This window comes from Bacillus sp. ISL-34, from assembly GCF_018613325.1.
In the GTDB taxonomy this organism is placed as follows: Bacteria; Bacillota; Bacilli; order Bacillales; family DSM-1321; genus Peribacillus.
This window is the reverse complement of the sequence record NZ_JAGGQJ010000004.1, coordinates 46027-70249: the sequence shown is the minus strand read 5'-3', so window position 1 is coordinate 70249 and position 24223 is coordinate 46027. Positions and strand designations below refer to the sequence as shown.

Here is a 24223-nt window from a genome sequence, read left to right as displayed (position 1 = left end):
ATGATGACAAAAATCTTACTAATCAATGGTCCGAATTTAAATCGCTTGGGGAAGCGGGAACCAGCGCATTATGGATCCTCGACGCTTGCGGACGTGGAAGCGCAATTAATGCAGCAAGCTCAAGGGTTAAATGTGGAATTAACCTCTTTTCAAACTAATCATGAAGGAGCGATTATCGACAAGCTCCATTGGTCAGAGGATCATGGAATCGACGGGATTATCATTAATCCTGGAGCTTTTACTCATTATAGCTATGCGATTCGTGATGCAATAGCCGGAATTGATGTTCCAGTTGTGGAAGTGCATATTTCGAACATACATGCCCGTGAAAGCTTTCGGCATGAATCAGTGACCGCAGCGGTATCGGCGGGACAGATTGTCGGCTTGGGGATACACGGATATGAATTGGCGTTGCAGGCGATCACAAAGATTGCAAAGGGGAGAAATTAAATGAATAAACTAATGCGTTTAAGAGCCTCAATGGAAAAGGCGGGCATTGATGGTTTTTTGATCACCAGTACATATAACCGCCGATTCATGACCAACTTTACGGGAAGTGCAGGCGTTGTCCTTATTTCCCAAAAAGAAGCTAAATTCATCACTGATTTCAGATACGTGGAACAAGCGGGCAAGCAGGCGCCGGACTATGAGATCGTTCAACACAAAGGAACCATCATCGAAGAAGTCGGCAAGCAGGCTAAAGCGATGAATATCGACAAGCTGGGCTTTGAGCAAGAGCACCTGACTTATGCTACATATAAGGCATACGAAGCGGCCATTGATGGTCAACTTTCGCCGGTGTCGGGGGTTATTGAGAATTTACGCTTGATAAAGACTTCATCAGAGATTAAGATATTAAAGGAAGCGGCTGCTATTGCTGATGCTGCGTATACACATATTCTGGATTTCCTGCGTCCAGGGATCTCGGAATTGGATGTATCCAATGAACTTGAATTCTTTATGAGGAAACAAGGGGCAACTTCTTCTTCCTTCGATATTATTGTAGCATCCGGCATAAGGTCCGCACTTCCGCATGGAGTGGCTACGGATAAAATCATTGAAAAAGGCGATTTTGTCACATTGGATTTCGGGGCATACTTTAATGGGTATGTGTCTGACATCACTCGGACATTAGCGGTTGGCAAGCCAAGTGAAGAACTTATTAATATTTATGACATTGTTTTAGAAGCTCAACTGCGAGGAATGGCTGGGATCAAACCTGGTATGACTGGCAGGGAAGCGGATGCACTAACTCGAAATCTAATTGAAGAAAAGGGATATGGGCAGTATTTTGGACATTCGACCGGACATGGGATCGGTCTTGAAGTTCATGAAGGTCCAGCATTATCCTTTAGGTCTGATATCATTTTAGAACCAGGTATGGCCGTAACCGTTGAACCGGGCATTTACTTACCGGGGGTAGGCGGAGTGCGGATTGAAGATGATACAATCGTTACAATTGAAGGTAACGAAGCACTTACACATTCAACGAAAGAGTTAATCATTCTGTAAACATGTACATGTAGGAGGACAAATTTATGATTTCTGTAAACGATTTTCGCACGGGTGTTACGATTGAAGTAGATAATGGAATTTGGCAGGTTATCGAATTCCAACACGTTAAACCTGGTAAAGGTGCAGCTTTTGTTCGTTCTAAACTTCGTAACCTTCGTACGGGTTCAATCCAAGAGAAAACATTCCGTGCCGGTGAAAAAGTTGCTAAAGCACATATCGAAAACCGCAAGATGCAGTACCTTTATGCAAGTGGAGATAGCCATGTATTCATGGATAACGAAACGTATGACCAAATCGAGCTGCCTGCTTCAAGCATTGAACGTGAACTTAAATTCCTTAAGGAAAATATGGAAGTGCATATCATGACTTTCCAAGCGGAAACACTTGGGGTCGAGCTTCCAAACACAGTGGAACTTGAAGTGGCGGAAACTGAGCCGGGAATTAAAGGCGATACATCTTCAGGCGGCACGAAATCAGCCGTACTTGAGACGGGTCTTACGGTTCAAGTTCCATTCTTCATCAACCAAGGTGACAAACTATTGATCAATACAAATGAAGGTTCTTACGTATCACGTGCATAAATGAAAGAAGGCCGAGATTAATTTCTCGGTTTCAGTTTGTAGACAAAAAGGTTTCGGAATGGTCTCATTCCGAAACCTTTTTGATTTTTTATTGGATTTGAAGCATCGCCAAGTCCAGTTGGCAATCTGCTTACATTCATGGCAGTGAAAGTAAGCATCTACAATTTTTTAAGTCCCCCTTAAAATAGTCCAAGGCATACCATGCTTTTCTTTTGCATCTGCGAAACACGCTCTAACGTATCTTTACGTTTCTCATATATAGGTTTTACATCTTCATGATGTCGGAGATGATCTGCTTCTTCCATATATTCTTACCAAATATGGCGTGTCACCACTTTCTGATGGTCTTTACATTTTGTACCACTGTGATAAAAATGAACAAGTCGCACAAATGGATTTGGATGATTTGTACACACGATAGGCTCTTCCAGTTGGTCTAAAGTAACCATTTCAAGCTGATTTCGCTGAATAGAATCATGTTTAAAAAGCATCCTCATCACCTCAAGTTTTCATCCTTCTATAAAAGACTGTAGGAAGGGTTCTATCTTAATGTTAAACCAAAGTTGATTGGAACGGAAGGTACGAGACTCCTGCGGGAAAAGCGAGTGCCCTACGTTATAATCAACGTCCAAATTGTACTTTTCTTCGAATTTGTCTACAGCCTAAGACCGAGATTAATTTCTCGGTCTATTTTTTGGTCTTTTTTAGATCCCGGAAGTTATAAAAAAATCAATAAATGGTCTGTTTCTTTAATAGCCTGTCATCATTGCGGGCTGGTCGGCATATATTTTATTGAAAGTGGTGTATACAGGAGGATTGTCAAAATGGAAACGATTCTTTCTTTTTTACCGAAAAAATTATGCGAGCAACTCCGGGGTATGACACCGATGATGATCGATAAGATGGAAGAGCTGCGAATTCGGGTTGGAAGGCCGCTTGAGGTCATTGTAGGAGGGGAACCATACTTCTTTTCCTATGAAGTGACCCATTCGGATGCAGATCAATTATTGAATCAAATAGGTCAATTTTCGTTATATACACTTGAGGAAGAATTAAAGCGAGGATATATAACCATAGCGGGCGGACATCGGGTGGGGCTGGCTGGCAAGGTGATCCTGGAAAATGGGTCGGTCAAAGCGATCAGGGACATTTCATCATTCAATATTCGGGTTGCACGTGAAAAAATAGGTGCAGCTGAACCGCTCACTTCTTACTTATATGACGGGGAATGGCAGCATACAATGTTGATTGGTGCTCCGCAAACGGGAAAAACGACCATATTGCGTGATATTGCAAGAATGATATCCAGTGGTAATGAAAAACGCGGCATTGCCCCTCAAAAAGTGGGGATAGTGGACGAGCGCTCGGAAATTGCCGGATGTGTTCATGGAGTGCCGCAGCTCGAATTTGGAACAAGGGTTGATGTGCTCGATGGATGTCCTAAAGCGGAAGGGATGATGATGATGATCCGTTCGATGTCCCCGGATGTATTGATTGTGGATGAAATAGGCCGCGCAGCGGATACGCAGGCTGTGCTGGAAGCCGTGAACGCAGGTATTAAACTCATAATAACTACACATGGCCATACACTGGATGAAATTAAGAAGCGACCATTTATCGCTGAAATATTAAAGCAAAACATCTTTGAACGTTTTATAGAATTACAGAGAAGTAAATCCGGTAAGAGGAGCTACAAAGTCCTTGATGCAGCGGGAGTTCCCATTTTCCTGGGGGAAAGTGTGAACCCGCATGTTTAAGTTAATAGGAGCCGCGATAATTATTATTGCAACGACATGGGCAGGTTTCGAAGCTGCGAAAAAATTAAGTATGAGACCCCGTCAACTGAGACAGCTGAAAGTCGCCATGCAATCGCTTGAAGCTGAAATCATGTTTGGTCATACACCTTTGAAAGAAGCGGCAAGGAAACTTTCTAAACAGATGACCAAACCTTTATCCATCTTTTTCGATACATTTGCAAATCGACTCGAGTCAGGAGAGACCACCGTCAAGGAGGCATGGGATGATAGTTTGAAGAAAATATGGCAATCCCTTGCTTTAAAACAGGGAGAATTCGAGATTCTTTCACAGTTTGGGGAGACGCTTGGAAAAAGCGATAAATATCATCAGCAAAAGCAAATCATGCTAACGATGGCACACTTGGAACGGGAAGAGAGCGATGCACTCGACCGACAGGGAAAATATGAAAAAATGATGAAAAGTCTAGGTTTTTTATCAGGGCTGTTATTGATCATCTTGCTGATGTAGGAATATGTGGGGGGAATGAAAATGGGCATTGATGTGGACATCATATTTAAAATAGCGGGTGTGGGGCTAGTAGTGGCATTTCTTCACACGATACTCGATCAGGTTGGGAAGAAGGAATATGCCCAGTGGGTGACACTTTTCGGATTTATCTATATTTTATTCATGGTAGCTTCTGTAGTAGAGGATTTATTTCAAAAAATTAAATCTGTATTTCTATTTCAGTAAGGGAGGGATTCGCGATTGAAATCATAAAAATCGTGGCCATTGCCCTAGTTGCCACCTTTTTGGCACTGATCGTCAAAGAGCAAAAACCAAATTTCGCATTCCTGCTTGTCGTTTTTGTAGGATGCTCCATCTTTCTTTTTTTAGCTGACAAAATATACGAAATTATTTTAATGTTAGAAAAAATTGCGGTTAATGCGAATGTAAATACCGTCTATCTAGAGACCATCTTAAAAATAATCGGAATTGCCTATATAGCAGAATTCGCTTCTCAAATAACAAAAGATGCAGGGCAAGGTTCGCTCGCTTCCAAAATAGAATTGAGCGGAAAAATCTTGATTCTTGCAATGGCGATTCCGATTTTGACGGTCATTATCGAAACGATTTTACAGATGCTCCCAAGCTAACGGATTACTCCTACTAGTCAATGAGGTGAATGTATGAAGCAGCGGATGCCTTACTTATCCATTCTATTCGTTTTACTCTTTTTTTTGCATGCATCTATTGGACAAGCTGCCGAAAATCCTGAAAATGGTGAAATCGATCAAGAGCCGATCATGCAGTCCGAGCTGGTACAAGCCCAAATAGATAGACTGGGTGTCGATGAGCTCAAACAATATTGGGATGACATCGTTACGGAATATGGAGGATTCTTACCGGAAAGCCAGAAAGGGAGCTTTATGGACTTCGTAAGCGGTGATAAGAAATTTTCCTTTGACCAATGGATAAAGGGAATGACAAAATTCATTTTTCATGAACTGCTCGTGAATGGAAAGCTGCTGGGAACACTCATTTTATTAACCGTTTTCAGCATGTTCCTCCAGTCTTTGCAGAATGCGTTCGAGCAAAGCTCCGTAAGTAAGGTCGCTTATGCAATCGTTTATATGGTGCTGATCATTTTGGCACTTAACAGTTTTCATGTGGCGATTGAATATACAAAAGATACGATAGATTTGATGATTTCCTTTTTAATGGCGCTCATCCCTTTACTCTTGGCATTGATAGCTGCTTCAGGGGGACTTGTATCGGCAGCTTTCTTTCATCCGGTATTGATGTTTTTGATGAATACTAGCGGAATCTTGATTCAGTTTGTCGTCCTTCCGTTATTATTCTTTGCAGCGATTTTAAGCATTGTCAGTACGCTGACCGAACATTACAAAGTGACACAGATGGCACAGCTTCTCCGGAATTTTGCCATCGGTATCCTTGGGGCATTCATGACCATATTCCTTGGTGTGATATCCGTTCAGGGAGCATCATCAGCTGTAGCTGACGGAGTGACGATCAGGACGGCCAAATTCGTGACAGGTAATTTTATACCGGTAATAGGGCGCATGTTTACCGATGCAACGGATACGGTCATAAGTGCCTCCGTTCTTTTGAAGAACACAGTCGGCTTGTCTGGCGTCATCATTCTCTTGCTCATTACCACGTTTCCCGCCATAAAAATCCTGATGATTTCTTTTGTCTATAAATTGGCAGCGAGTCTTTTGCAGCCGCTGGGCGGAGGACCTGTAATAAAATGCCTTGACATTATTAGTAAAAGCATGATTTATATTTTCGCTGCATTGGCCATCGTCTCACTCATGTTTTTTTTAAGTATCACGGTAATTATAGCCTCTGGAAACATTACCCTGATGGTTCGTTAGAAAGGAGGAGGGCTTGTTGAGTTTTTTAGCTGGCTGGGTATCCAACATCATCATATTTGTATTGCTGGCTACTGTGATCGATATGCTTCTTCCGAATTCAGCTTTACAGAAGTATGCCAAAATGGTTATCGGGCTTTTACTGATTGCGATCATCATCACTCCTATATTGGGATTATTCAATAAGGATTTCGAAGATATTCTCACTGCGGCTACTAGTGAATTTGAGGATCAGAAAAAAAAAGATTTAGGAAATTTGACAGAAATGAAGAAAAAAGAAATACAAGCTACCCAGGGTGCATATATTTTAAAACAAATGGCTGTTGACTTACAGGCAGAAGTGGAAGAGGAGCTGATGGTGGATTATAACATGAAGATTAGTTCAATTGATGTAGGGGTCAAGAATGAGGAAGAACCGGGTGTTGATGATCTGCAGAACATAACCATCTCATTGGAAAAGGCAGAAGGGAAAGAAAACTCGGAGATAGAGGCAGTAGCGAAGGTTGATATCAATGCAGATAGCTCATCCACTTCAAATGATGCCAATCTGGATGCTGTCAAAAGGTTTCTGGCAACAAGTTGGTCTGTTGATGAAGAGATCATTGAAATCGCCGGGGAAAGGAAGTGACTGAGTATTGAACAAAGACAAAGGTCCATTATCCTGGCTGCAAAAACTATTAAATAAAGACCCTGACCAAAAAGAGCCTAAGGAAAAAAAACCTTCCCTGTATGTCTATGCTTTAATAGTTGTCCTTTTGGGATCGGGAATCATGATGGCCGGGAATTTGTTAACCACCAACCAGACGGGACAAACATCTGAAGTGACGACTGTATTCAATAATGATAAACAGCAGGATGAAGAAGAGGATGTTGAAACATTCGGCCAGAAGAAATCAGAATTCAAGACTACAAAAGACTATGAAATATATCTACAGAATGAAATGAAGGAAGCGCTTGAATCCATCGCAGGCGTCCAGGATGTAAAAGTCGTAATCTACGTCGATGCATCCGAGAAGAAAGTCTATGAAAGAAACAAGGTCACCCAAAAACAAGTCACTGAAGAAACCGACCAGGAAGGCGGCAAAAGGACGGTCGAAGACACATCGGTTGATGAACAGCTCGTTTTGGTCAAGAGCGGTGAGAAAGAAGGGCCGATCATTTCAGAAACGAAAAAACCTAGTGTACGAGGAGTCCTGGTAGTCGCAAAAGGGGCCGAAAACATTCAAATAAAGAAGTGGATCATCGAGGCTGTCACACGCTCACTTGATGTACCGAGCCACAGGGTTTCTGTCATGCCTAAAAAATAAGGGGGAAAATCTACATGTTATTAAAAAAACAAACCGTTTGGTTATTGACTATGCTAAGTCTGGTCGTTGTGCTTTCAGTCTATTATTTAACCGCTCCTGAAGAAAATGCGGCCGATATGACGGCAACAGAGCAAATGGAACAGGAAGAAAATAAAACAGAAAGTAAAACAGAGAACAAAGCGGATACAAAAGGGGAAACTCAAAGTGAAAAAGAAACGTCCAAAAATACAGAAGGTTCCTCTGTAACCATTGCATCTGGAGATGAGTTCGAATCGTTAAGGATGCAGATTGAAGATGAACGGGCGAAGCTGAATGAAGAATTGACTGCAAAGATGGGCAACACAGAATTATCAGCTGAAGAAAGAGACGAGGCTTATGCAAAAATCGAACAATTAAGTGAAACGAAAGTAAAAGAAAATATCATTGAAAACTTAATTGTTGCCATGGATTACAATGCCGCACTGGTCCGGGTGGACGGAACGGATGTAAAGGTGAGTGTCAAGGCCGATAAACAAACGAAAACAGAGGCCAATAACATTATCCGCCTCGTAAGGAAAGAAGTGAGCGATGCGCAAAATGTAGTGGTCGATTTCCAACCCGAAAAGTAATCACACATACAGAACGCTGATACAGAACAGTTCAATATCCTAAAAATTTGAAAGTCCTCCTTAATAAAAAAAGGAGGCTTTTTATTATGATTTTTTTGACTATCTTAAACCGGGAAACTTTAGAGGAAAAGTTTTTTTATGTCAATTGATATTAGGAACTCCAATAGAAAAGGTGATAATGATCCTCCGTAATATTCTAGAAAAGTAATTATAATGAATATTATTGCTGATTTTCTACGAGTAAAATGCAAAATTCAAGAGAAGCGGTAAGGTGCCCCAGTGGAAAAATATTCACAATATTATAATATAGGTGTAATATAAAAGTATGGATAACAAGTTACAACTAATCTATTATTGAATTTGTATAAGCTAATATTGTATGATGTTAGAAGCTGGTCATAAACTTTTCATTTCTCTAAGGGAAACAATATTTTGAGAAAGTGAAATATCTGTTATAATACAGATGAGGTTTGTATTCAGTTTATTCGCATTCGCATAAAGAAAGCGGCTGACTTTGTGCAGTATTGGACAAAGTAGGATAAGCTAAGGGTAAGGTTACATAAAATATTATTGCCTCACAAACTCATATTAAATTAGACAAGGGGTGCCACAAAAATGAAAGTGCAAGAAATTCGTGAAATTATTAAGCTAGTCGATCAATCAAATATCAGTGAATTCGTTTTTGAAAATGAAGGAACGAAAATTAAATTGAAAAAAACTGAAACGGGTACAGTAGTACACCCAGCGGCTGCTCCAGAAGTTGTTCAAACCAATGCAGCTGTAGAGGTCAAGCCCGCAGCGGCCCCTGCCCCTGAAGTGCCGAAAGCTGTTGAACCTGCAAAACCGGCTGCAGCCGTCACTGAAAATTTACATAAAATCACTTCTCCGATGGTCGGGACATTCTACCAATCTCCTGCACCGGATTCACCTGCATACGTAAAAGCAGGCGATAAAGTAACTGGGGATTCCATCGTCTGCATCGTGGAAGCCATGAAGCTTTTCAATGAAATCGAAGCCGAAGTAAGCGGTGAAATTGTTGAAGTCCTTGTAAAAGAAGGTCAGCTTGTAGAATATGGTCAACCATTATTTTTAGTAAAGCCGGAATGAGGAGCTGTTTCTAAATGATTAAAAAGGTATTAATTGCCAATCGTGGGGAAATTGCTGTCCGAATCATCCGGGCATGCAAGGAATTAGGAATCGAGACCGTTGCGGTCTATTCAGAAGCAGATAAAGAAGCATTACATGTTCAAATTGCGGATGAAGCATATTGCATCGGTCCTAAATTATCAAAAGACAGTTATTTAAATACAACGAACATTATCAGCACAGCAAAGAAAACGGGATCCGATGCGATTCACCCTGGATATGGATTCCTTGCTGAAAATGCCGACTTTGCTGAACTATGCCGTGAATGCAATATCATTTTCATCGGTCCTAGCCCTGAAGCGATCAATAAAATGGGAACAAAGGACGTAGCAAGGGAAACCATGCGCAAAGCTGGTGTACCGATCGTTCCGGGTTCTAAAGGCATAATTAAAGATACGGATGAGGGAGTAGCCCTAGCTAATGAAATGGGCTATCCAGTCATCATCAAAGCTACTGCCGGCGGGGGCGGTAAAGGTATTCGGGTCGCAAGGACGGAAGAAGATCTCATTAAAGGCATTAACATCACGCAACAGGAAGCCGCTACGGCATTTGGGAATCCAGGCGTGTATATTGAAAAGTTCATCGAGGACTTCCGTCACGTTGAAATACAGGTCATGGCAGATAATCATGGCAACGCCATCCATTTAGGTGAGCGTGATTGTACGGTCCAGCGCCGTTTGCAAAAACTTGTTGAAGAAACCCCGTCACCAGCATTGGATGGTGAAACACGTGCGGAGATGGGGCAAGCTGCAGTAACGGCTGCACTTGCCGTTAACTATTCAGGTGCCGGAACAGTAGAATTTATTTATGACTATGTGAATAGAAAATACTACTTTATGGAAATGAATACACGTATCCAGGTTGAACACCCAGTTACAGAAATGGTAACGGGCGTGGATTTGATTAAAGAACAGATCAAAGTTGCTTCAGGTAACAAACTATCTCTTTCGCAAGAGGATGTCACTTATGACGGATGGTCTATCGAATGCCGGATCAATGCGGAAAATCCAGAAAAGAATTTCATGCCTTCCGCAGGTAAGATTCAAATGTATTTACCGCCAGGCGGCTACGGAGTTCGTGTGGATTCCGCGGCATACCCTGGGTACTCGATACCGCCGTATTACGATTCCATGATCGCTAAATTGATTGTCCATGCACCGACTAGAGAAGAGGCGATCGAGAAGATGAAACGCGCCTTAGGTGAGTTTGTCATTGAAGGGATCAGTACCACAATTCCTTTCCATATTAAGTTACTTCAGCATGAACAATTTGTTTCCGGGGAATTTAATACCAAATTCCTTGAAATATATGATGTAATGAACTCATAATGTAAAGGAAGACAGGAGGTGCTTTTGAATGAGTGAAATGGAAGGCCAATTACTCGAAATGAATGATTATAATACTGGGCTGGGCAAAGTGGAGATTGCACCTGAGGTAATAGAGGTGATTGCGGGTATCGCTGCATCGGAAGTTGAAGGTGTTGCACATATGCGCGGGAATTTCGCTACGGGTGTTGTTGAAAAGCTCGGTAAAAAGAACCACGGTAAAGGTGTTAAAGTGGACTTAACGGGAGAATCCATCAAAGTCGAACTTTATTGTGTCATGAAGTTTGGTGTTTCAATTCCGAAAGTTGCTCAGGAAGTGCAAGATAACATTCGTGAAGCTTTGTTGAATATGACCGCTATCGACGCTGGAGAAGTGAACATTCATGTAGTGGGCATTGCGTTTGAAAACGCTAAACAAGAAGCGGATTACGAACAAGAAGTGTAAGTGGCTTCATTCGATTCACACCTGCAAAAACCCGGCAAAAAGCCGGGTTTTTGTTTTTTTGAATGTTAACTCCACGATACCCCGCTTTTTAAGCCTGCTTATAATATTAAATTTAAATGAACATAATAAGGCGGTGTCTGGAAGTTTCCCTTTAATTCAAGGGTGATTTCTGTTAGAGTGTAAAAGGTGAAATATGAGCATGAAAGCTAGGCATGAGCTTTTTGACACTTTCAAAAAGTATGGGACTGTGTTGGCCGTTTAACTGGAAAATAATCTTGAATTGTTATCCTGAATCAAGATATTGAGTCTTTTGGCCTTAATTTTAGTGAGATTCAGCTTGTTTTTTAAATAATATAGCGAAAATCTTAATATTTTTGAAAAAATGTTATTTAATGTTCGTTTGTTCTAGCATTTTCATATATAATAGTAGATGTTAAAGGAGTAAGATTATGAAAAGAAGAGAAGCCCGTGAAAAATCCCTTCAAGCACTATATCAAATCGATATTGCCAATTCGAATGCAGAAGAAGCAATGGAAAGCGTACTGGATGGTGCTCCTACTGATGAATACTTCAAGAAATTAGTAATGGGGATAACGGAAAATCGTGAACAAATTGATGGAATGATCAGGGACAATTTAGAGAATTGGACGTTGGAAAGACTGGCGAACATTGATCGGAATTTACTGCGGATCGCGGTTTATGAAATGGTTCACAGTGAAGGTGTTCCTGTAAGTGTTGCAATGAATGAAGCTATTGAAATTGCTAAGAAATTCGGTGATGATCAATCGAGCAGCTTTGTAAATGCCGTTTTATCCAAAGTGAAGGTGAAAAGCGGCAGCTAAAGCTGCAGCCCTTGAACAAGGATTCTCTCAGCAATTTCTTTAGCAAAATTAACTTGGGAGGAATAAACACATGTCAGCTCAAATCATTAATGGTAAAGAAATTGCAGAGTCAGTTAGGCAGGAAATCAGTAAGGAAGTTCAACAGTTACGTGAAAAAAATATCGTTCCGGGTTTGGCAGTAATCCTGGTGGGTGACAATCAAGCATCACAAACCTATGTGCGCAATAAGCAAAAGGCCTGTGAAGACTTGGGCATGCATTCCGTATTAATTAAAAAGCCTGCGGAACTCTCTCAGGAGGAATTAATTCAAAGCATTGCTGAATTAAACCAGGATGACAGCATTCATGGTATATTGGTGCAGCTGCCATTGCCTGGACATATCCAGGAAAAAGCGATCATTGAAGCGATTTCCCCTGAAAAGGATGTAGATGGATTCCACCCGATTAATATTGGACGGATGATGACGGGACAGGATGCATTTTTACCTTGTACTCCATACGGCGTAATGGTGATGCTTGAGTATATCGACTATGACCTTGAAGGTAAGCATGTTGTCATCGTAGGGAGAAGCAATATCGTCGGAAAACCAGCCGGACAATTGTTTTTAAATGCAAATTCAACCGTTACTTACTGCCATTCACGGACAAAGGATCTTGCATATTATACCAAGCAAGCCGATGTCGTTGTGGCAGCTGTCGGAAAGAGGGACACGATCACGAGTGACCATATTAAAGAAGGCGCAGTCGTCATTGACGTCGGAATGAACAGGAATGATGAAGGGAAGCTTTGCGGTGATGTGGCGTTTGATGAAGTGAAAAATAAGGCTTCATACATTACACCTGTTCCTAAAGGCGTTGGTCCCATGACGATTACGATGCTTATGAAGAATACGGTCAAATCTGCTCAAAAAGCACTTGAACGGGACAAGCAAGCATTAAAAAGCTGAAAAAAACGTTAAATTATTTTAAAGAAGCGGACCTCTTGTTTTATAATAACGGGAGACCGCTTTTTTTCCATTCATGGATCTATAGGTGAGTTTTCTTTATATCCGATTTCCATCGGAAGGAGACATTATATGAGCAACCAACAATATTTGAGTGTGTCGGCTTTAACGAAGTACATCAAAAGGAAGTTCGATGCCGACCCTCATTTGCAAAATGCATACATAAAAGGTGAAATTTCGAATTTTAAACAACATACAAGCGGGCATATGTATTTTACTTTAAAGGATGAGAAGGCCCGACTCCTCTCGGTTATGTTTGCCGCCAATAATAAAGGGATGAAATTCCTGCCGGAAAATGGTATGAAGGTACTTGTTAAGGGCGATATATCATTATATGAAGCGGGGGGACAGTATCAGCTTTATGTGAAAAGCATGGCCCCTGATGGTGTGGGGGATTTGTATCTTGCTTATGAACAGCTGAAGAAAAAGCTGGAGGCGGCAGGTTTGTTTTTGGCCGAACATAAGAAGCCGATCCCGCAGTACCCTAAGTCTGTAGGAGTCATAACATCCCCGACCGGAGCTGCATTAAGAGATATCCTGACAACCATCAAGCGGAGATATCCAATCGCCAGGATCATTGTTTATCCAGCACTTGTACAAGGGAATAATGCCGCTAAATCGATTGCCAAGGCAATTTCAATGGCTAACGCAAGGGCGGAAAGCGATGTTCTCATTGTTGGAAGGGGCGGCGGGTCGATCGAGGAGCTATGGGCCTTTAATGAGGAGATAGTGGCTGAATCGATTTATGATTCCGATATACCGGTAATTTCTGCTGTCGGTCACGAAACCGATTTTACAATTGCTGATTTTGTCGCCGATATGCGTGCTCCTACACCTACTGGTGCAGCGGAGTTAGCGGTTCCTCACTTGAATGAAATACTCGAACGCCTGATGAACCGCAAGAATCGATTGACCCGCTCCATTCAAGAAACGGTGAATTTTGAACGAACCCGTTTGACGAGGATGGAGAGGTCCTATGCTTTCCGTTATCCGCATAAAATGTATGAACAGAAGCTGGAACAGCTGGACAAGGCGATGGACAGGCTAGGGAGGACCGGCACGCGATATTTCATGAAAAAGAGAGATGAGCTGAATCAGCTCAACGATATTCTGAAAAAGCAGCATCCTGAACAAGCGGTGAAAAATGCGAAAGATGAATTGCAGCAGCATGCAAAGGTTTTACGGCGGGCCATGGAAGCCATCTATCGGCAAAAATCACAGCAATTCGTCCATATTACAGCCACCTTATCTGCCCTCAGTCCACTAAAAATCATGGAACGGGGCTATGGATTGGTTTTTGCTGAGGATGAGACATTAGTGAAAAGTACACAGCAAGTATCCAAAGGGGATAAGATAGCGGTTTCGATAAAAGATGGAACCCTTGAATGTGAAATTAAAGAAATAAAGGAGCGGATCGAACCATGACAAAAAAACAGGAAGCTACATTTGAAGAAGCGATGGAGAATCTCGAAAAAATTGTAGAACAGTTGGAAGAAGGCGATGTGCCCTTGGAAGAAGCCATCTCCATATATAAACAAGGAATGGATTTATCAAGGCTTTGCCATTCAAAGCTTAAGGCTGTCGAAGATCAGTTAACTCAAATTTTACGCGAAGATGGGGAACTTGAAAACTTCGCTGTACAGGAGGAAGAATGACATGGGTACGGCATCCTTTGAAATGTTTTCTAAAGAATATAAAGCGGTTATAGAACGGGAAATCGTGGAATATGTCAATAAACTTAAAGCCCCGGCAGTGGTCAAAGAAGCCATGATCTATTCACTGGAGGCAGGGGGTAAACGGATTCGCCCGTTATTGGTCTTTGCGGTTCTGGAGGCATTTGGAAAAAGCTTGAGGATCGGTATTCCTGCAGCGGCTGCCATTGAAATGATACATACATATTCTCTGATTCATGATGATCTTCCGGCGATGGATGATGATGATCTCCGCCGCGGAAAACCGACGAACCATAAAGTGTTCGGTGAAGCTGTAGCAATACTGGCAGGTGATGCGCTTCTTACATATAGCTTTCAATTGGTGACGGATATGACCGATTCCGAGGTGACGGCTGAAATGAAGCTGAACCTTGTAAGTGAAATTGCGAAGTCTGCCGGAGCTGAAGGAATGGTTGGAGGTCAAGTTGCCGATATGGAAGGTGAAAATAAACAGCTGACCCTTCAGGAATTGGAGTATATCCATGAACATAAAACAGGGAAGTTATTGACTGCAAGCATCCTTTCCGGTGCTATATTAGCCGGAGCGAATGAAGAACAGCAACTGCATTTACGTGACTTTGCATACCACCTGGGGCTTGCTTTTCAAATTCGGGATGATATTCTGGATATTGAAGGGTCAGTCGAGTTGATCGGCAAGCCGGTTGGCAGTGATGTAGGGAATCATAAAAGCACATATCCATCATTACTTACTCTTCAAGGGGCAAAGGAAAAGCTGGAACATCATATAGAACTTGCCCATGCCGCTTTAGGAAAAACAACCTTACAAACGGGTTTGTTGAATGAACTAACCGATTTAATAGCGAACCGTAACCATTGATTGAGCTAAATTTGTTATCAATTGAGGTTTTATGGTATACTCATTGTGCAAAAATATGTGAAAATCAAAATGAATTTTTTAATTGAGATACGTGATAAAATAGGTATATTAAGCCGCCGAAATCACCTGGGTGTTGGCGGCTATTTTTTAACTTAAAACCAATTTTTCGGTCAAGTCCCCCATAGTCCTCTTTCATGAGGCTTTGTTTATACTTACAACCGAAAATGACAGAAAGTGAGTGGTCCTGTTTGGATCTTCTATCTATAAAAGACCCTTCTTTTTTGAAGAAGATGAATAATGAAGAACTTGTCGAGCTAAGTGTGGAAGTACGTAAATTCCTTGTGGAAAAATTATCGGTGACCGGTGGGCATATTGGTCCCAATTTAGGTGTCGTCGAGTTGACTATAGCCTTGCATAAGGAATTCGACAGTCCGAATGATAAAATTTTATGGGATGTCGGACATCAATCCTATGTCCATAAGATCCTGACTGGCAGAGCAGGGGAGTTCGACACCTTAAAGAAATACAAAGGTCTTTGCGGATTTCCTAAAATGATTGAAAGTCCCCATGATGTTTGGGAAACCGGTCACAGTTCGACTTCCCTCTCAGCTGCCATGGGAATGGCTGCTGCCCGTGATATCAAAGGTGAAAACAGTTTTATTTTGCCTGTAATCGGTGACGGTGCCCTAACGGGCGGAATGGCGCTTGAAGCGTTGAATCATATCGGTGATGAAAAAAAGGACATGATCGTTATCCTGAATGATAATGAAATGTCCATAGCCCCTAACGTAGGTGCTTTACACACGATATTGGGAAGATTGCGTACAGCGGGTAAATATAACTGGGCAAAAGATGAATTGGAGCTGCTTTTGAAAAAAATCCCTGCAGTCGGTGGTAAACTTGCAGCTACAGCTGAACGCCTGAAGGATAGCATGAAGTACTTATTGGTCTCAGGAATCTTTTTCGAGGAGCTCGGTTTCACATACCTTGGACCAGTGGATGGTCATAATTATGAAGAATTGCTGGAGAATTTAAGATATGCCAAGAAAACGAAGGGACCTGTACTGCTGCATGTCATCACGAAAAAAGGCAAGGGCTATTCACCTGCCGAGTTGGATACAACAGGAAACTGGCATGGGACAGGCCCATACAAAATCGAGACAGGCGATTTTGTGAAATCCCCTAGTAAAGGTCCTGCTTGGAGCGCTCTTGTAAGCGATACTGTCAGCAGGCTAGCCCGTGACGATGAGCGGATTGTCGCAATTACACCTGCAATGCCCGTAGGTTCGAAATTGGTGGGCTTTTCTCAAGAGTTCCCAGAGCGTTTCTATGATGTAGGGATTGCCGAGCAGCATGCTGCAACTTTTGCAGCCGGATTGGCAACGCAAAAAATGAAACCTTTCCTGGCTATATATTCAACCTTCCTGCAAAGGGCTTATGACCAGGTTGTGCATGATATCTGCCGTCAGAATTTGAACGTATTCATAGGGATCGATCGTGCCGGATTGGTTGGTTCCGATGGTGAAACGCATCAAGGCGTTTTCGATATTGCTTTCTTACGCCACGTTCCAAATATGGTGTTGATGATGCCGAAAGATGAAAACGAAGGTCAGCATATGGTCAATACGGCCTTAAACTATAATGATGGTCCGATTGCTATGCGTTTCCCTCGTGGGAACGGTTGGGGAGTTGCGATGGATACCGAATTACAGCAAATTCCAATCGGTTCGTGGGAAGTTCTTAAAGAAGGAACGGATGCTGCCATCTTAACGTTCGGTACAACGATTCCCATGGCTCTCGAAGCGGCAGAACGGCTGGAGAAAGAGGATTATTCAGTCAAGGTGATCAATGCCCGGTTCATTAAGCCTTTGGATGAGAATATGCTAAGCAGTCTCCTTGGTGAAAAAATGCCTATCTTGACAATAGAAGAAGCGGTTCTTCAAGGTGGTTTTGGTAGTTCTGTTCTTGAATATGCCCATGATCAAGGGTTTTATGGGGCAATTATAGATCGAATGGGAATACCTGATTATTTCATTGAACATGGCAGTGTCGATGAACTTCTTGAAGAAATCGGTTTAACGACTGAGACAGCCATCAAAAAGATTAAAATGATAACACCCAAAAAAGAAAAAAGGGCCTGACAATATGAAAGTGATGAAAGAAAGAGTAGATGTATTACTTGTAGAACAAGGCTTGGCCGATACACGTGAAAAAGCGAAGCGTATGGTTATGGCAGGACTTGTCTACGCGAATGAAGAGAGGTACGAAAAACCGGGGGAAAAAGTGCCGGTCGATCTCGAATTTACGATCAAAGGAAAAGTCATGCCTTACGTTTCAAGAGGCGGTCTTAAACTTGAGAAGGCATTAAGGGAATTCGATTTACAAGTGAATGGAAAAATACTGCTTGATATCGGTTCATCAACTGGTGGGTTCACGGATTGTGCATTGCAAAATGGCGCCATAATGTCTTATGCGCTTGATGTGGGCTATAATCAACTTGCCTGGAAGCTTAGGCAGGATGAGCGGGTTAAAGTAATGGAACGGACCAATTTCCGTTATGTTACACCCGCCGATCTCGATGGAGAGATGCCAAACTTTGCAAGCATTGATGTTTCTTTCATCTCGCTTACATTAATTTTACCGGTGCTAAAGACCTTGCTCGTCCCGAATAGTGATGTCGTTGCCTTGGTTAAACCGCAATTCGAAGCTGGGAAGGATCAAGTGGGTAAAAAGGGGATTGTTCGTGATCCCAAAATCCATAAACAAGTGTTGGATAAGATCATTTCTTTTTCCATAAAGGAAGGCTACGATATTAAGGATGCCTCCTTCTCACCGATTACCGGCGGAGATGGAAATATTGAATTCTTACTTCATTTACACTGGCAAGGGACGAAGGAAGATGGAGCGCTATTGCTTTCGAAAACGGTCGATGACATCGTTGGAGAGGCCCATGCCCAATTTAAAAAAGAATAGTTAAAACTTTGTATGGGCTCCTTTGGCTGAATGGTTGGCTAAAGGAGCTTTTTAACTATACATTGTGCGTCATGCACTGAATCATTTATGGGTGGATACAAAAAATGGGTACGTGCAAAAAATGGACTTGTATTCATTTTTAGAGAAAAAGTTGTACAATTGCATAAAAATCCGATAACATTAATATTAGCCACTTTCCAAAGCGGCCTATTTGCACGTACTGATGATAACGAAGCAATCCCATATTGGGGCAGCTTGCTTAAGTAAGAAAATGAAAGTGATACAATTAAATGAGCAACAGTTGAGAAGAGGTGCTTCTACTTATGAATAAAGGACAACGACATATAAAAATAAGGGACATTATAACGAATAATGATATCGAAACCCAGGATGAGTTAGTTGAAGAATTGAAATTAGCTGGATACAATGTAACCCAAGCCACTGTTTCAAGGGATATTAAAGAGCTTCACCTTGTAAAGGTTCCTTTAACGGATGGAAGGTATAAATACAGTCTGCCGGCCGACCAACGCTTCAATCCACTTCAAAAATTAAAGAGAATCCTTGTCGATGCATTTGTACGCATTGACTCCGCCAACAATTTACTGGTTATGAAGATGCTCCCGGGTAATGCCCAGGCAATCTGTGCATTGATCGATAATTTAAATTGGCAAGAAATACTCGGGACGATCGGCGGCGACGATACTTGTTTGATTATCTGCCGTTCTGAGGAAGATGCAAAGATCATTTCCGGCAAATTCTTGGACATGCTCTAATAATGTTGTGAGGTGACCTAGTTTGTTAACAGAACTATCGATTAGGAATTTTGCGATCATAGACAGCCTGTCCGTTTCATTTGAGAAAGGCTTGACGGTCTTGACAGGAGAAACAGGGGCAGGGAAGTCAATCATAATAGATGCCGTTCATCTTTTGGTTGGGGGACGTGGTTCTGCAGAGTTCATTCGGCATGGTGAGTCTAAGGCCGAAATAGAAGGATTATTCCAGATTGAAGATGAAAAACACCCGGTCTTTGCCAAAGCGGAAGAGTTTGGCCTGGATATGAATGATGGGATGGCGATACTTCGAAGGGACATCTCACAAAGCGGCAAAAGCGTTTGCAGAGTAAATGGAAAGCTTGTAACGATTTCCACTTTACGTGAGATAGGACGGACATTGATTGATATTCATGGTCAGCATGAACATCAGGAATTAATGGATGAACGACTCCATCTTCCGCTGCTCGATCAATTCGGCGGTGAAAAAATCGCATCTGCACTCACTGAATACCAAAATCTATATAAACGTTATGAAACCGCTTCTAAACAATTGAATGGCTTGAGCCAAAATGAACAGCAAATGGTCCACCGCCTTGATTTGATCCAATTTCAATTCGATGAAATCCAAAAAGCTGATTTGAAGTTACGCGAAGATGAAGAATTGATGGAAGAGCGAAAGAAAATTAATAATTTCGAAAAAATCCATGAAGCGCTTCAAACCAGTTATAATGCTTTAAATGGTGAGCAGCATGCAATTGATTGGCTTTCCGTAGCCATGAATAATTTGGAGGAAGCTGCAGGGCTTGATGAGGGTTTAAAGAATAGCGCTGAAACCGTTTCAAATAGCTACTTCCTGCTTGAAGAGGCCGTGTCAAACATCCGAGACCAATTAGATTCTTTGGATTATGATACAGAACGTGTGGAATTCATTGAAAGCCGCCTTAATGAAATAAATCAATTAAAGCGTAAATACGGGCGGACCATCGAGGAAATCCTGGAATATGGAGCCGCTATAGAAGAAGAAGTCGAAAAACTGCAAAATAGGGAAACCCATATAGCGAAGCTTGAAAAGGAAATGAAATCCATCAAAGCAGATTTAATTGTCGAAGCAAAGAATCTTTCTGAACTTCGCCAGAAATTCGCTCAGCAGTTAACCAAAAAAATCCATCAGGAATTAAAAGATTTATACATGGAAAAGACAATTTTCGAACCACATTTCCTTCAAACGGCCTTTACTTTCGATGAATTGTCAGATAGGGGAATTAATCAGTCAGGACTGGATTCAATGGAATTTTATATTTCCACCAATCCAGGTGAACCGTTAAAACCTCTTTCTAAAATCGCATCTGGTGGAGAACTGTCGAGGATCATGCTGGCTCTGAAAAGCATTTTCTCCAAACACCAAGGCATAACGTCCATTATATTTGATGAAGTGGACACAGGTGTGAGCGGACGGGTTGCACAATCCATTGCCGAAAAGATCTATAAAGTGGCAACTGGATCACAAGTACTGTGCATATCCCACTTGCCACAAGTGGCAGCTATGGCGGATACTCACCTTTTCATAGCGAAAAATGTAAGGGCAGGACGGACGAATACCTCGGTCAAGCCGCTAATTGAAACTGAAAAAGTAAAAGAAATTGGCAGGATGATTTCAGGAGTCGAGATAACGGATTTGACGAAGCAGCATGCCAATGAATTAATCCAGCTGGCCAAAAGGATGAAGATTACATCTTGAAGGGCCGGAAAGAAGATTATTAAAAGTATCATAAGCATTCATTGTAAAGCTATCCAAAAACGGATAGCTTTTATTTTTTGCACCTGTTATAAATGACTGTCATGAGGGCTAAATTAAAGGTGTAGCCATAAAGTTTCAGAGAGCGAGGAGAGTGAATGGATTGAAATTTATATGGATAAACAGGATCATCGGTGGAATTCTCCTTGTTTCGCTATTAACATTAGGGTTATACCAGCCATCTCGTGAATATTTTTTAATTCCAAATCATCTTGTACTATTTGAAGGAAGTCAATATAGTATTTCCAAATCATTGCCTGTTTCTGCAAAAACTTCGGGATCCAGTGATGGAATTTCGCTTCATGATGAACAAGCTTCGATTACGCTTGGTGCTGAGAAACCAGGTACGAATGAAGTGTTACTCGATGTAGCAGGCTTACCTGCCAAAAAGGTCGACATCAGGGTGTTAAAAGACTTTAAAGTCATGCCTGGAGGCCAATCCATTGGAGTTAAGCTTAATACTCTTGGGGTTCTCGTAGTAGGTCATCATCTTATTGATACTGCGCAGGGGAAAAAATCACCGGGAGAAAAAGCAAAAATTGAAATCGGTGATATTATTACAGAAATCAATGGTCAGACGATAAAGAAGATGGGGGATGTAACCCCTTTTGTTCAACAGGCAGGCGAAAAGGGTGAGGCGTTGAATCTTGTCATTAACCGTGATAATGAAGTGCTTCATAGTACCCTATTACCTCTAAAAGATAAGAATGAAGGAACTTACAAATTGGGTTTGTATATCCGTGATTCGGCAGCTGGCATCGGAACGATGACGTTTTATCACCCGGATTCGAAAAAATATGGGGCGTTGGGACATGTCATATCCGATATGGATACAAAAAAGCCGATTGTTGTCAAGGACGGACAGATTGTTCAATCGACGGTCACATCCATCGAAAAGGGAAGCAATGGTGATCCGGGAGAAAAATTGGCACGCTTTTCTGCCAATAAAGAAAAAATAGGAAATATCAATCGCAATAGTCCCTTTGGAATTTTTGGGAAATTAAATCAAGATTTTAAAAATGGAATTAACGATAAGCCACTCCCCATCACCCTTTCCCATGAGGTAAAGGAAGGGCCAGCAAAAATCCTTACAGTGGTGGATGGTTCTGAAGTGGAGGAATTCGATGTCGAAATCGTCAGTTCCATACCACAGAAGTTCCCTGCAATTAAGGGAATGGTCTTAAAAGTGACAGATAAGGAATTGCTTCAAAAAACGGGTGGGATCGTTCAAGGTATGAGCGGCAGTCCTATCATACAAAATGGGAAATTAATCGGTGCAGTCACCCATGTATTCGTTAATGATCCTACAAGTGGGTATGGAGTTCATATCGAATGGATGTTAAACGAAGCCGGTATAAATATATACGACAAAGATAATTATGAAAAGGCAAGCTAAGAATCCGGGTATCCTTTTGGATGCCCCTTTTTAATGGAAAGTTATGATTAGCATATGTTTTGGGTAGGAATTAAATTTGATTTCTTCAAAAAATAGAGGTTTTTTTGAAACGATGTGATAAAATGATAACGATATGAAGATTTTTCGACAATCGCTTTATTCGAATAGCAAACGAAGTCGAAAACAAGAGATATCCGGAGAATAATATTGAATTCCTTATATTTTTTCAAAAATAAAAGGAATTTAGTTTCCATTGTCGAAAAGTTCAATTACAATAGAATTTAGTCATATAGAAAAAAAGACCAATTGTAGTTGAGGAGGAAATCAAGCGTGAAAAAAATTAAGGTGTGCGTTGTAGATGATAATAGAGAACTTGTTGGCCTTCTGGAAGAATACATTTCTGCACAGGAAGACATGGAAGTAATTGGGGTGGCACATAACGGTCAAGATTGCCTGGGTATGCTTGAAAGCGTTGATCCGGATATATTGATCCTCGATATTATCATGCCTCATTTAGATGGGTTAGGTGTGCTTGAAAAACTTCGTGAAGTAAAACGTGGTGCCATGCCTAATGTGATTATGCTTACTGCCTTTGGTCAAGAAGATGTAACGAAAAAAGCTGTTGATTTGGGTGCGTCTTACTTTATCCTGAAACCATTTGACATGGAAAATCTGGCCAATCACATACGTCAGGTAAGCAGTAAAGGGCAGGCAGTTTTAAAAAATCATAGCCAGTTTAGCTATCGTCCCCAAAATGAATCCAAGCCGAAGAACCTCGATGCCAGCATCACAAGCATCATTCACGAGATTGGGGTCCCTGCACATATAAAGGGCTATTTGTATTTAAGGGAAGCCATATCCATGGTATATAACGACATTGAACTATTGGGTTCCATCACCAAAGTTTTATATCCGGATATCGCAAAAAAATACAATACTACGGCCAGCCGTGTTGAACGTGCTATCAGGCATGCGATTGAAGTGGCCTGGAGCCGTGGCAATATAGAATCCATTTCATCTCTTTTCGGATATACCGTAAGCATGACTAAGGCAAAACCTACAAATTCCGAATTCATTGCCATGGTTGCCGATAAGCTGCGCCTCGAACATAAAGCTTCATGATAAGGGTAGGGGGAACACCGTTGTCAAGAGCCAGGGTAACAATTGACCATATAAAGGCTAGAGCCGCTAAATATAAATAGGAACTCTCCGTCTGGCTGTAAGGGACAGGAAGAAGTTGCTTCGTGATTTTTTCTAATCGGCAACTTCAAATTTTTTACGCTGCCGGTTAAAAAAATTAAACGCCTTTTATTTATTGGATTTTGCAGGAAATCCCATAAATAAAAGGCGTTTTTGTTTGGTTGAAATGAGGCACGAATTATTTTAGATGAAGTTCGGCTAAATAGCTCCTTTTCTAGATCATAATTATAGGTATATATGATCATGCGAAAAGGAGGGGAGTAAATGATTTATGAAAAAAATGAGCATTTTGTATTGGAGGCGAGTAGGGATATGGTTTTTATCACCGTTTTTCATAAGGGCTTTTCCATTCTTCAATTGAATCCTATCCTATTGGATTTTCCGCAAATCATGCTGGAGAACGTCAAAGACTTGAAGGATGCACTGACAGAGGCAAGCGGGGAAAGAATTCAAGTGGGAAGACAGAAACCAAATCGCGGAATTGGACATAGCGGCCGATAAAATGTCCGCAAGTGTAAAGCTCAATTGTTCAGAAAACTACCTGAATGAGAACTATTCAGTAATTATGGGGAATATTTTTAGAGAGTCTACAAAGTGAAGGTATTTGCGAAGGGATCTTAATGCATGTATT

General features: G+C 41.4%; 26 protein-coding genes and 1 pseudogene. 26 read left to right on the top strand and 1 reads right to left on the bottom strand.

Going from position 1 to position 24223, the window contains the following annotated elements:
* Nucleotides 1–3 precede the first annotated feature (3 nt).
* The 3 genes from aroQ to efp are packed head-to-tail and all read left to right on the top strand — an operon-like array spanning nt 4 to nt 2096.
* Complete coding sequence (gene aroQ / locus J7E52_RS04065; protein ID WP_076365401.1) at nt 4–450, top strand: type II 3-dehydroquinate dehydratase; 447 nt, start codon at nt 4–6, stop codon at nt 448–450.
* On the top strand, nt 451–1512 hold the full coding sequence (locus J7E52_RS04060) for a M24 family metallopeptidase (RefSeq protein ID WP_214743817.1): 1062 nt from the start codon (nt 451–453) through the stop codon (nt 1510–1512). It begins immediately after the preceding gene.
* Between the two features lie 26 nt (nt 1513–1538).
* Nucleotides 1539–2096 (top strand): elongation factor P, encoded by a 558-nt coding sequence (efp, locus tag J7E52_RS04055; protein WP_214743816.1) that lies wholly within the window; start codon nt 1539–1541, stop codon nt 2094–2096.
* 161 nt (nt 2097–2257) lie between these two features.
* Here the strand turns inward: efp and J7E52_RS26795 are convergent.
* Nucleotides 2258–2516: pseudogene (locus tag J7E52_RS26795) on the bottom strand (transposase); the annotation flags it as partial.
* A gap of 404 nt (nt 2517–2920) precedes the next feature.
* Here J7E52_RS26795 and spoIIIAA point away from each other — a divergent pair.
* The 23 genes from spoIIIAA to J7E52_RS03940 all read left to right on the top strand — a co-directional run bounded on the left by spoIIIAA (nt 2921) and on the right by J7E52_RS03940 (nt 24093).
* A complete protein-coding gene (gene spoIIIAA / locus J7E52_RS04050; RefSeq protein ID WP_214743815.1) occupies nt 2921–3853 on the top strand; it encodes a stage III sporulation protein AA in 933 nt (310 codons plus the stop codon).
* A complete protein-coding gene (gene spoIIIAB / locus J7E52_RS04045) occupies nt 3846–4361 on the top strand; it encodes a stage III sporulation protein SpoIIIAB (RefSeq protein ID WP_214743814.1) in 516 nt (171 codons plus the stop codon). The genes spoIIIAA and spoIIIAB overlap by 8 nt, the downstream gene beginning before the upstream one ends.
* Nucleotides 4362–4382: 21 nt before the next feature.
* Nucleotides 4383–4586 (top strand): stage III sporulation protein AC, encoded by a 204-nt coding sequence (gene spoIIIAC, locus J7E52_RS04040; protein WP_034308319.1) that lies wholly within the window; start codon nt 4383–4385, stop codon nt 4584–4586.
* A 14-nt stretch (nt 4587–4600) separates the two neighbouring features.
* Nucleotides 4601–4990 carry a stage III sporulation protein AD gene (gene spoIIIAD, locus J7E52_RS04035; protein WP_094246647.1) on the top strand — a complete coding sequence of 130 codons (390 nt, stop codon included), beginning with the start codon at nt 4601–4603 and terminating at the stop codon, nt 4988–4990.
* A 33-nt stretch (nt 4991–5023) separates the two neighbouring features.
* Nucleotides 5024–6232, top strand: a complete 1209-nt coding sequence (spoIIIAE, locus tag J7E52_RS04030; RefSeq protein WP_214743813.1) for a stage III sporulation protein AE — start codon at nt 5024–5026, stop codon at nt 6230–6232.
* 16 nt (nt 6233–6248) lie between these two features.
* The gene (gene spoIIIAF / locus J7E52_RS04025) at nt 6249–6857 is read left to right on the top strand and encodes a stage III sporulation protein AF (RefSeq protein ID WP_214743812.1); all 609 of its coding nucleotides are present in this window, start codon (nt 6249–6251) and stop codon (nt 6855–6857) included.
* A gap of 7 nt (nt 6858–6864) precedes the next feature.
* Nucleotides 6865–7536 (top strand): stage III sporulation protein AG, encoded by a 672-nt coding sequence (spoIIIAG, locus tag J7E52_RS04020; RefSeq protein ID WP_214743811.1) that lies wholly within the window; start codon nt 6865–6867, stop codon nt 7534–7536.
* A 14-nt stretch (nt 7537–7550) separates the two neighbouring features.
* Nucleotides 7551–8144 (top strand): SpoIIIAH-like family protein, encoded by a 594-nt coding sequence (locus tag J7E52_RS04015; RefSeq protein ID WP_214743810.1) that lies wholly within the window; start codon nt 7551–7553, stop codon nt 8142–8144.
* A 615-nt stretch (nt 8145–8759) separates the two neighbouring features.
* Nucleotides 8760–9251, top strand: coding sequence for an acetyl-CoA carboxylase biotin carboxyl carrier protein (accB, locus tag J7E52_RS04010; RefSeq protein WP_214743809.1), 492 nt, complete (start codon nt 8760–8762; stop codon nt 9249–9251).
* 14 nt (nt 9252–9265) lie between these two features.
* A complete protein-coding gene (gene accC, locus J7E52_RS04005; protein WP_214743808.1) occupies nt 9266–10618 on the top strand; it encodes an acetyl-CoA carboxylase biotin carboxylase subunit in 1353 nt (450 codons plus the stop codon).
* Nucleotides 10619–10655: 37 nt separating this feature from the next.
* A complete protein-coding gene (locus J7E52_RS04000) occupies nt 10656–11060 on the top strand; it encodes an Asp23/Gls24 family envelope stress response protein (RefSeq protein WP_396020249.1) in 405 nt (134 codons plus the stop codon).
* A gap of 449 nt (nt 11061–11509) precedes the next feature.
* On the top strand, nt 11510–11902 hold the full coding sequence (gene nusB / locus J7E52_RS03995; RefSeq protein WP_063233092.1) for a transcription antitermination factor NusB: 393 nt from the start codon (nt 11510–11512) through the stop codon (nt 11900–11902).
* 70 nt (nt 11903–11972) lie between these two features.
* On the top strand, nt 11973–12848 hold the full coding sequence (gene folD / locus J7E52_RS03990; RefSeq protein ID WP_214743806.1) for a bifunctional methylenetetrahydrofolate dehydrogenase/methenyltetrahydrofolate cyclohydrolase FolD: 876 nt from the start codon (nt 11973–11975) through the stop codon (nt 12846–12848).
* Nucleotides 12849–12977: 129 nt separating this feature from the next.
* Complete coding sequence (xseA, locus tag J7E52_RS03985) at nt 12978–14330, top strand: exodeoxyribonuclease VII large subunit (protein WP_214743805.1); 1353 nt, start codon at nt 12978–12980, stop codon at nt 14328–14330.
* On the top strand, nt 14327–14560 hold the full coding sequence (locus J7E52_RS03980) for an exodeoxyribonuclease VII small subunit (RefSeq protein ID WP_034308286.1): 234 nt from the start codon (nt 14327–14329) through the stop codon (nt 14558–14560). The genes xseA and J7E52_RS03980 overlap by 4 nt, the downstream gene beginning before the upstream one ends.
* A 1-nt stretch (nt 14561) precedes the next feature.
* Nucleotides 14562–15455 carry a polyprenyl synthetase family protein gene (locus tag J7E52_RS03975; protein ID WP_214743804.1) on the top strand — a complete coding sequence of 298 codons (894 nt, stop codon included), beginning with the start codon at nt 14562–14564 and terminating at the stop codon, nt 15453–15455.
* A 248-nt stretch (nt 15456–15703) separates the two neighbouring features.
* Nucleotides 15704–17596 carry a 1-deoxy-D-xylulose-5-phosphate synthase gene (dxs, locus tag J7E52_RS03970; protein WP_214743803.1) on the top strand — a complete coding sequence of 631 codons (1893 nt, stop codon included), beginning with the start codon at nt 15704–15706 and terminating at the stop codon, nt 17594–17596.
* Nucleotides 17597–17600: 4 nt separating this feature from the next.
* On the top strand, nt 17601–18428 hold the full coding sequence (locus J7E52_RS03965) for a TlyA family RNA methyltransferase (protein WP_214743802.1): 828 nt from the start codon (nt 17601–17603) through the stop codon (nt 18426–18428).
* Between the two features lie 323 nt (nt 18429–18751).
* Nucleotides 18752–19201, top strand: coding sequence for a transcriptional regulator AhrC/ArgR (gene ahrC / locus J7E52_RS03960; protein WP_034308279.1), 450 nt, complete (start codon nt 18752–18754; stop codon nt 19199–19201).
* Between the two features lie 22 nt (nt 19202–19223).
* Nucleotides 19224–20939: a DNA repair protein RecN gene (recN, locus tag J7E52_RS03955; RefSeq protein WP_214743801.1), complete on the top strand. Its 1716-nt coding sequence runs from the start codon at nt 19224–19226 to the stop codon at nt 20937–20939.
* A 160-nt stretch (nt 20940–21099) separates the two neighbouring features.
* The gene (gene spoIVB, locus J7E52_RS03950) at nt 21100–22392 is read left to right on the top strand and encodes a SpoIVB peptidase (protein WP_214743800.1); all 1293 of its coding nucleotides are present in this window, start codon (nt 21100–21102) and stop codon (nt 22390–22392) included.
* Nucleotides 22393–22722: 330 nt separating this feature from the next.
* Nucleotides 22723–23514, top strand: a complete 792-nt coding sequence (gene spo0A / locus J7E52_RS03945) for a sporulation transcription factor Spo0A (RefSeq protein WP_063233099.1) — start codon at nt 22723–22725, stop codon at nt 23512–23514.
* 342 nt (nt 23515–23856) lie between these two features.
* Nucleotides 23857–24093, top strand: a complete 237-nt coding sequence (locus tag J7E52_RS03940; protein ID WP_214743799.1) for a hypothetical protein — start codon at nt 23857–23859, stop codon at nt 24091–24093.
* The last annotated feature ends 130 nt before the right edge of the window (nt 24094–24223 follow it).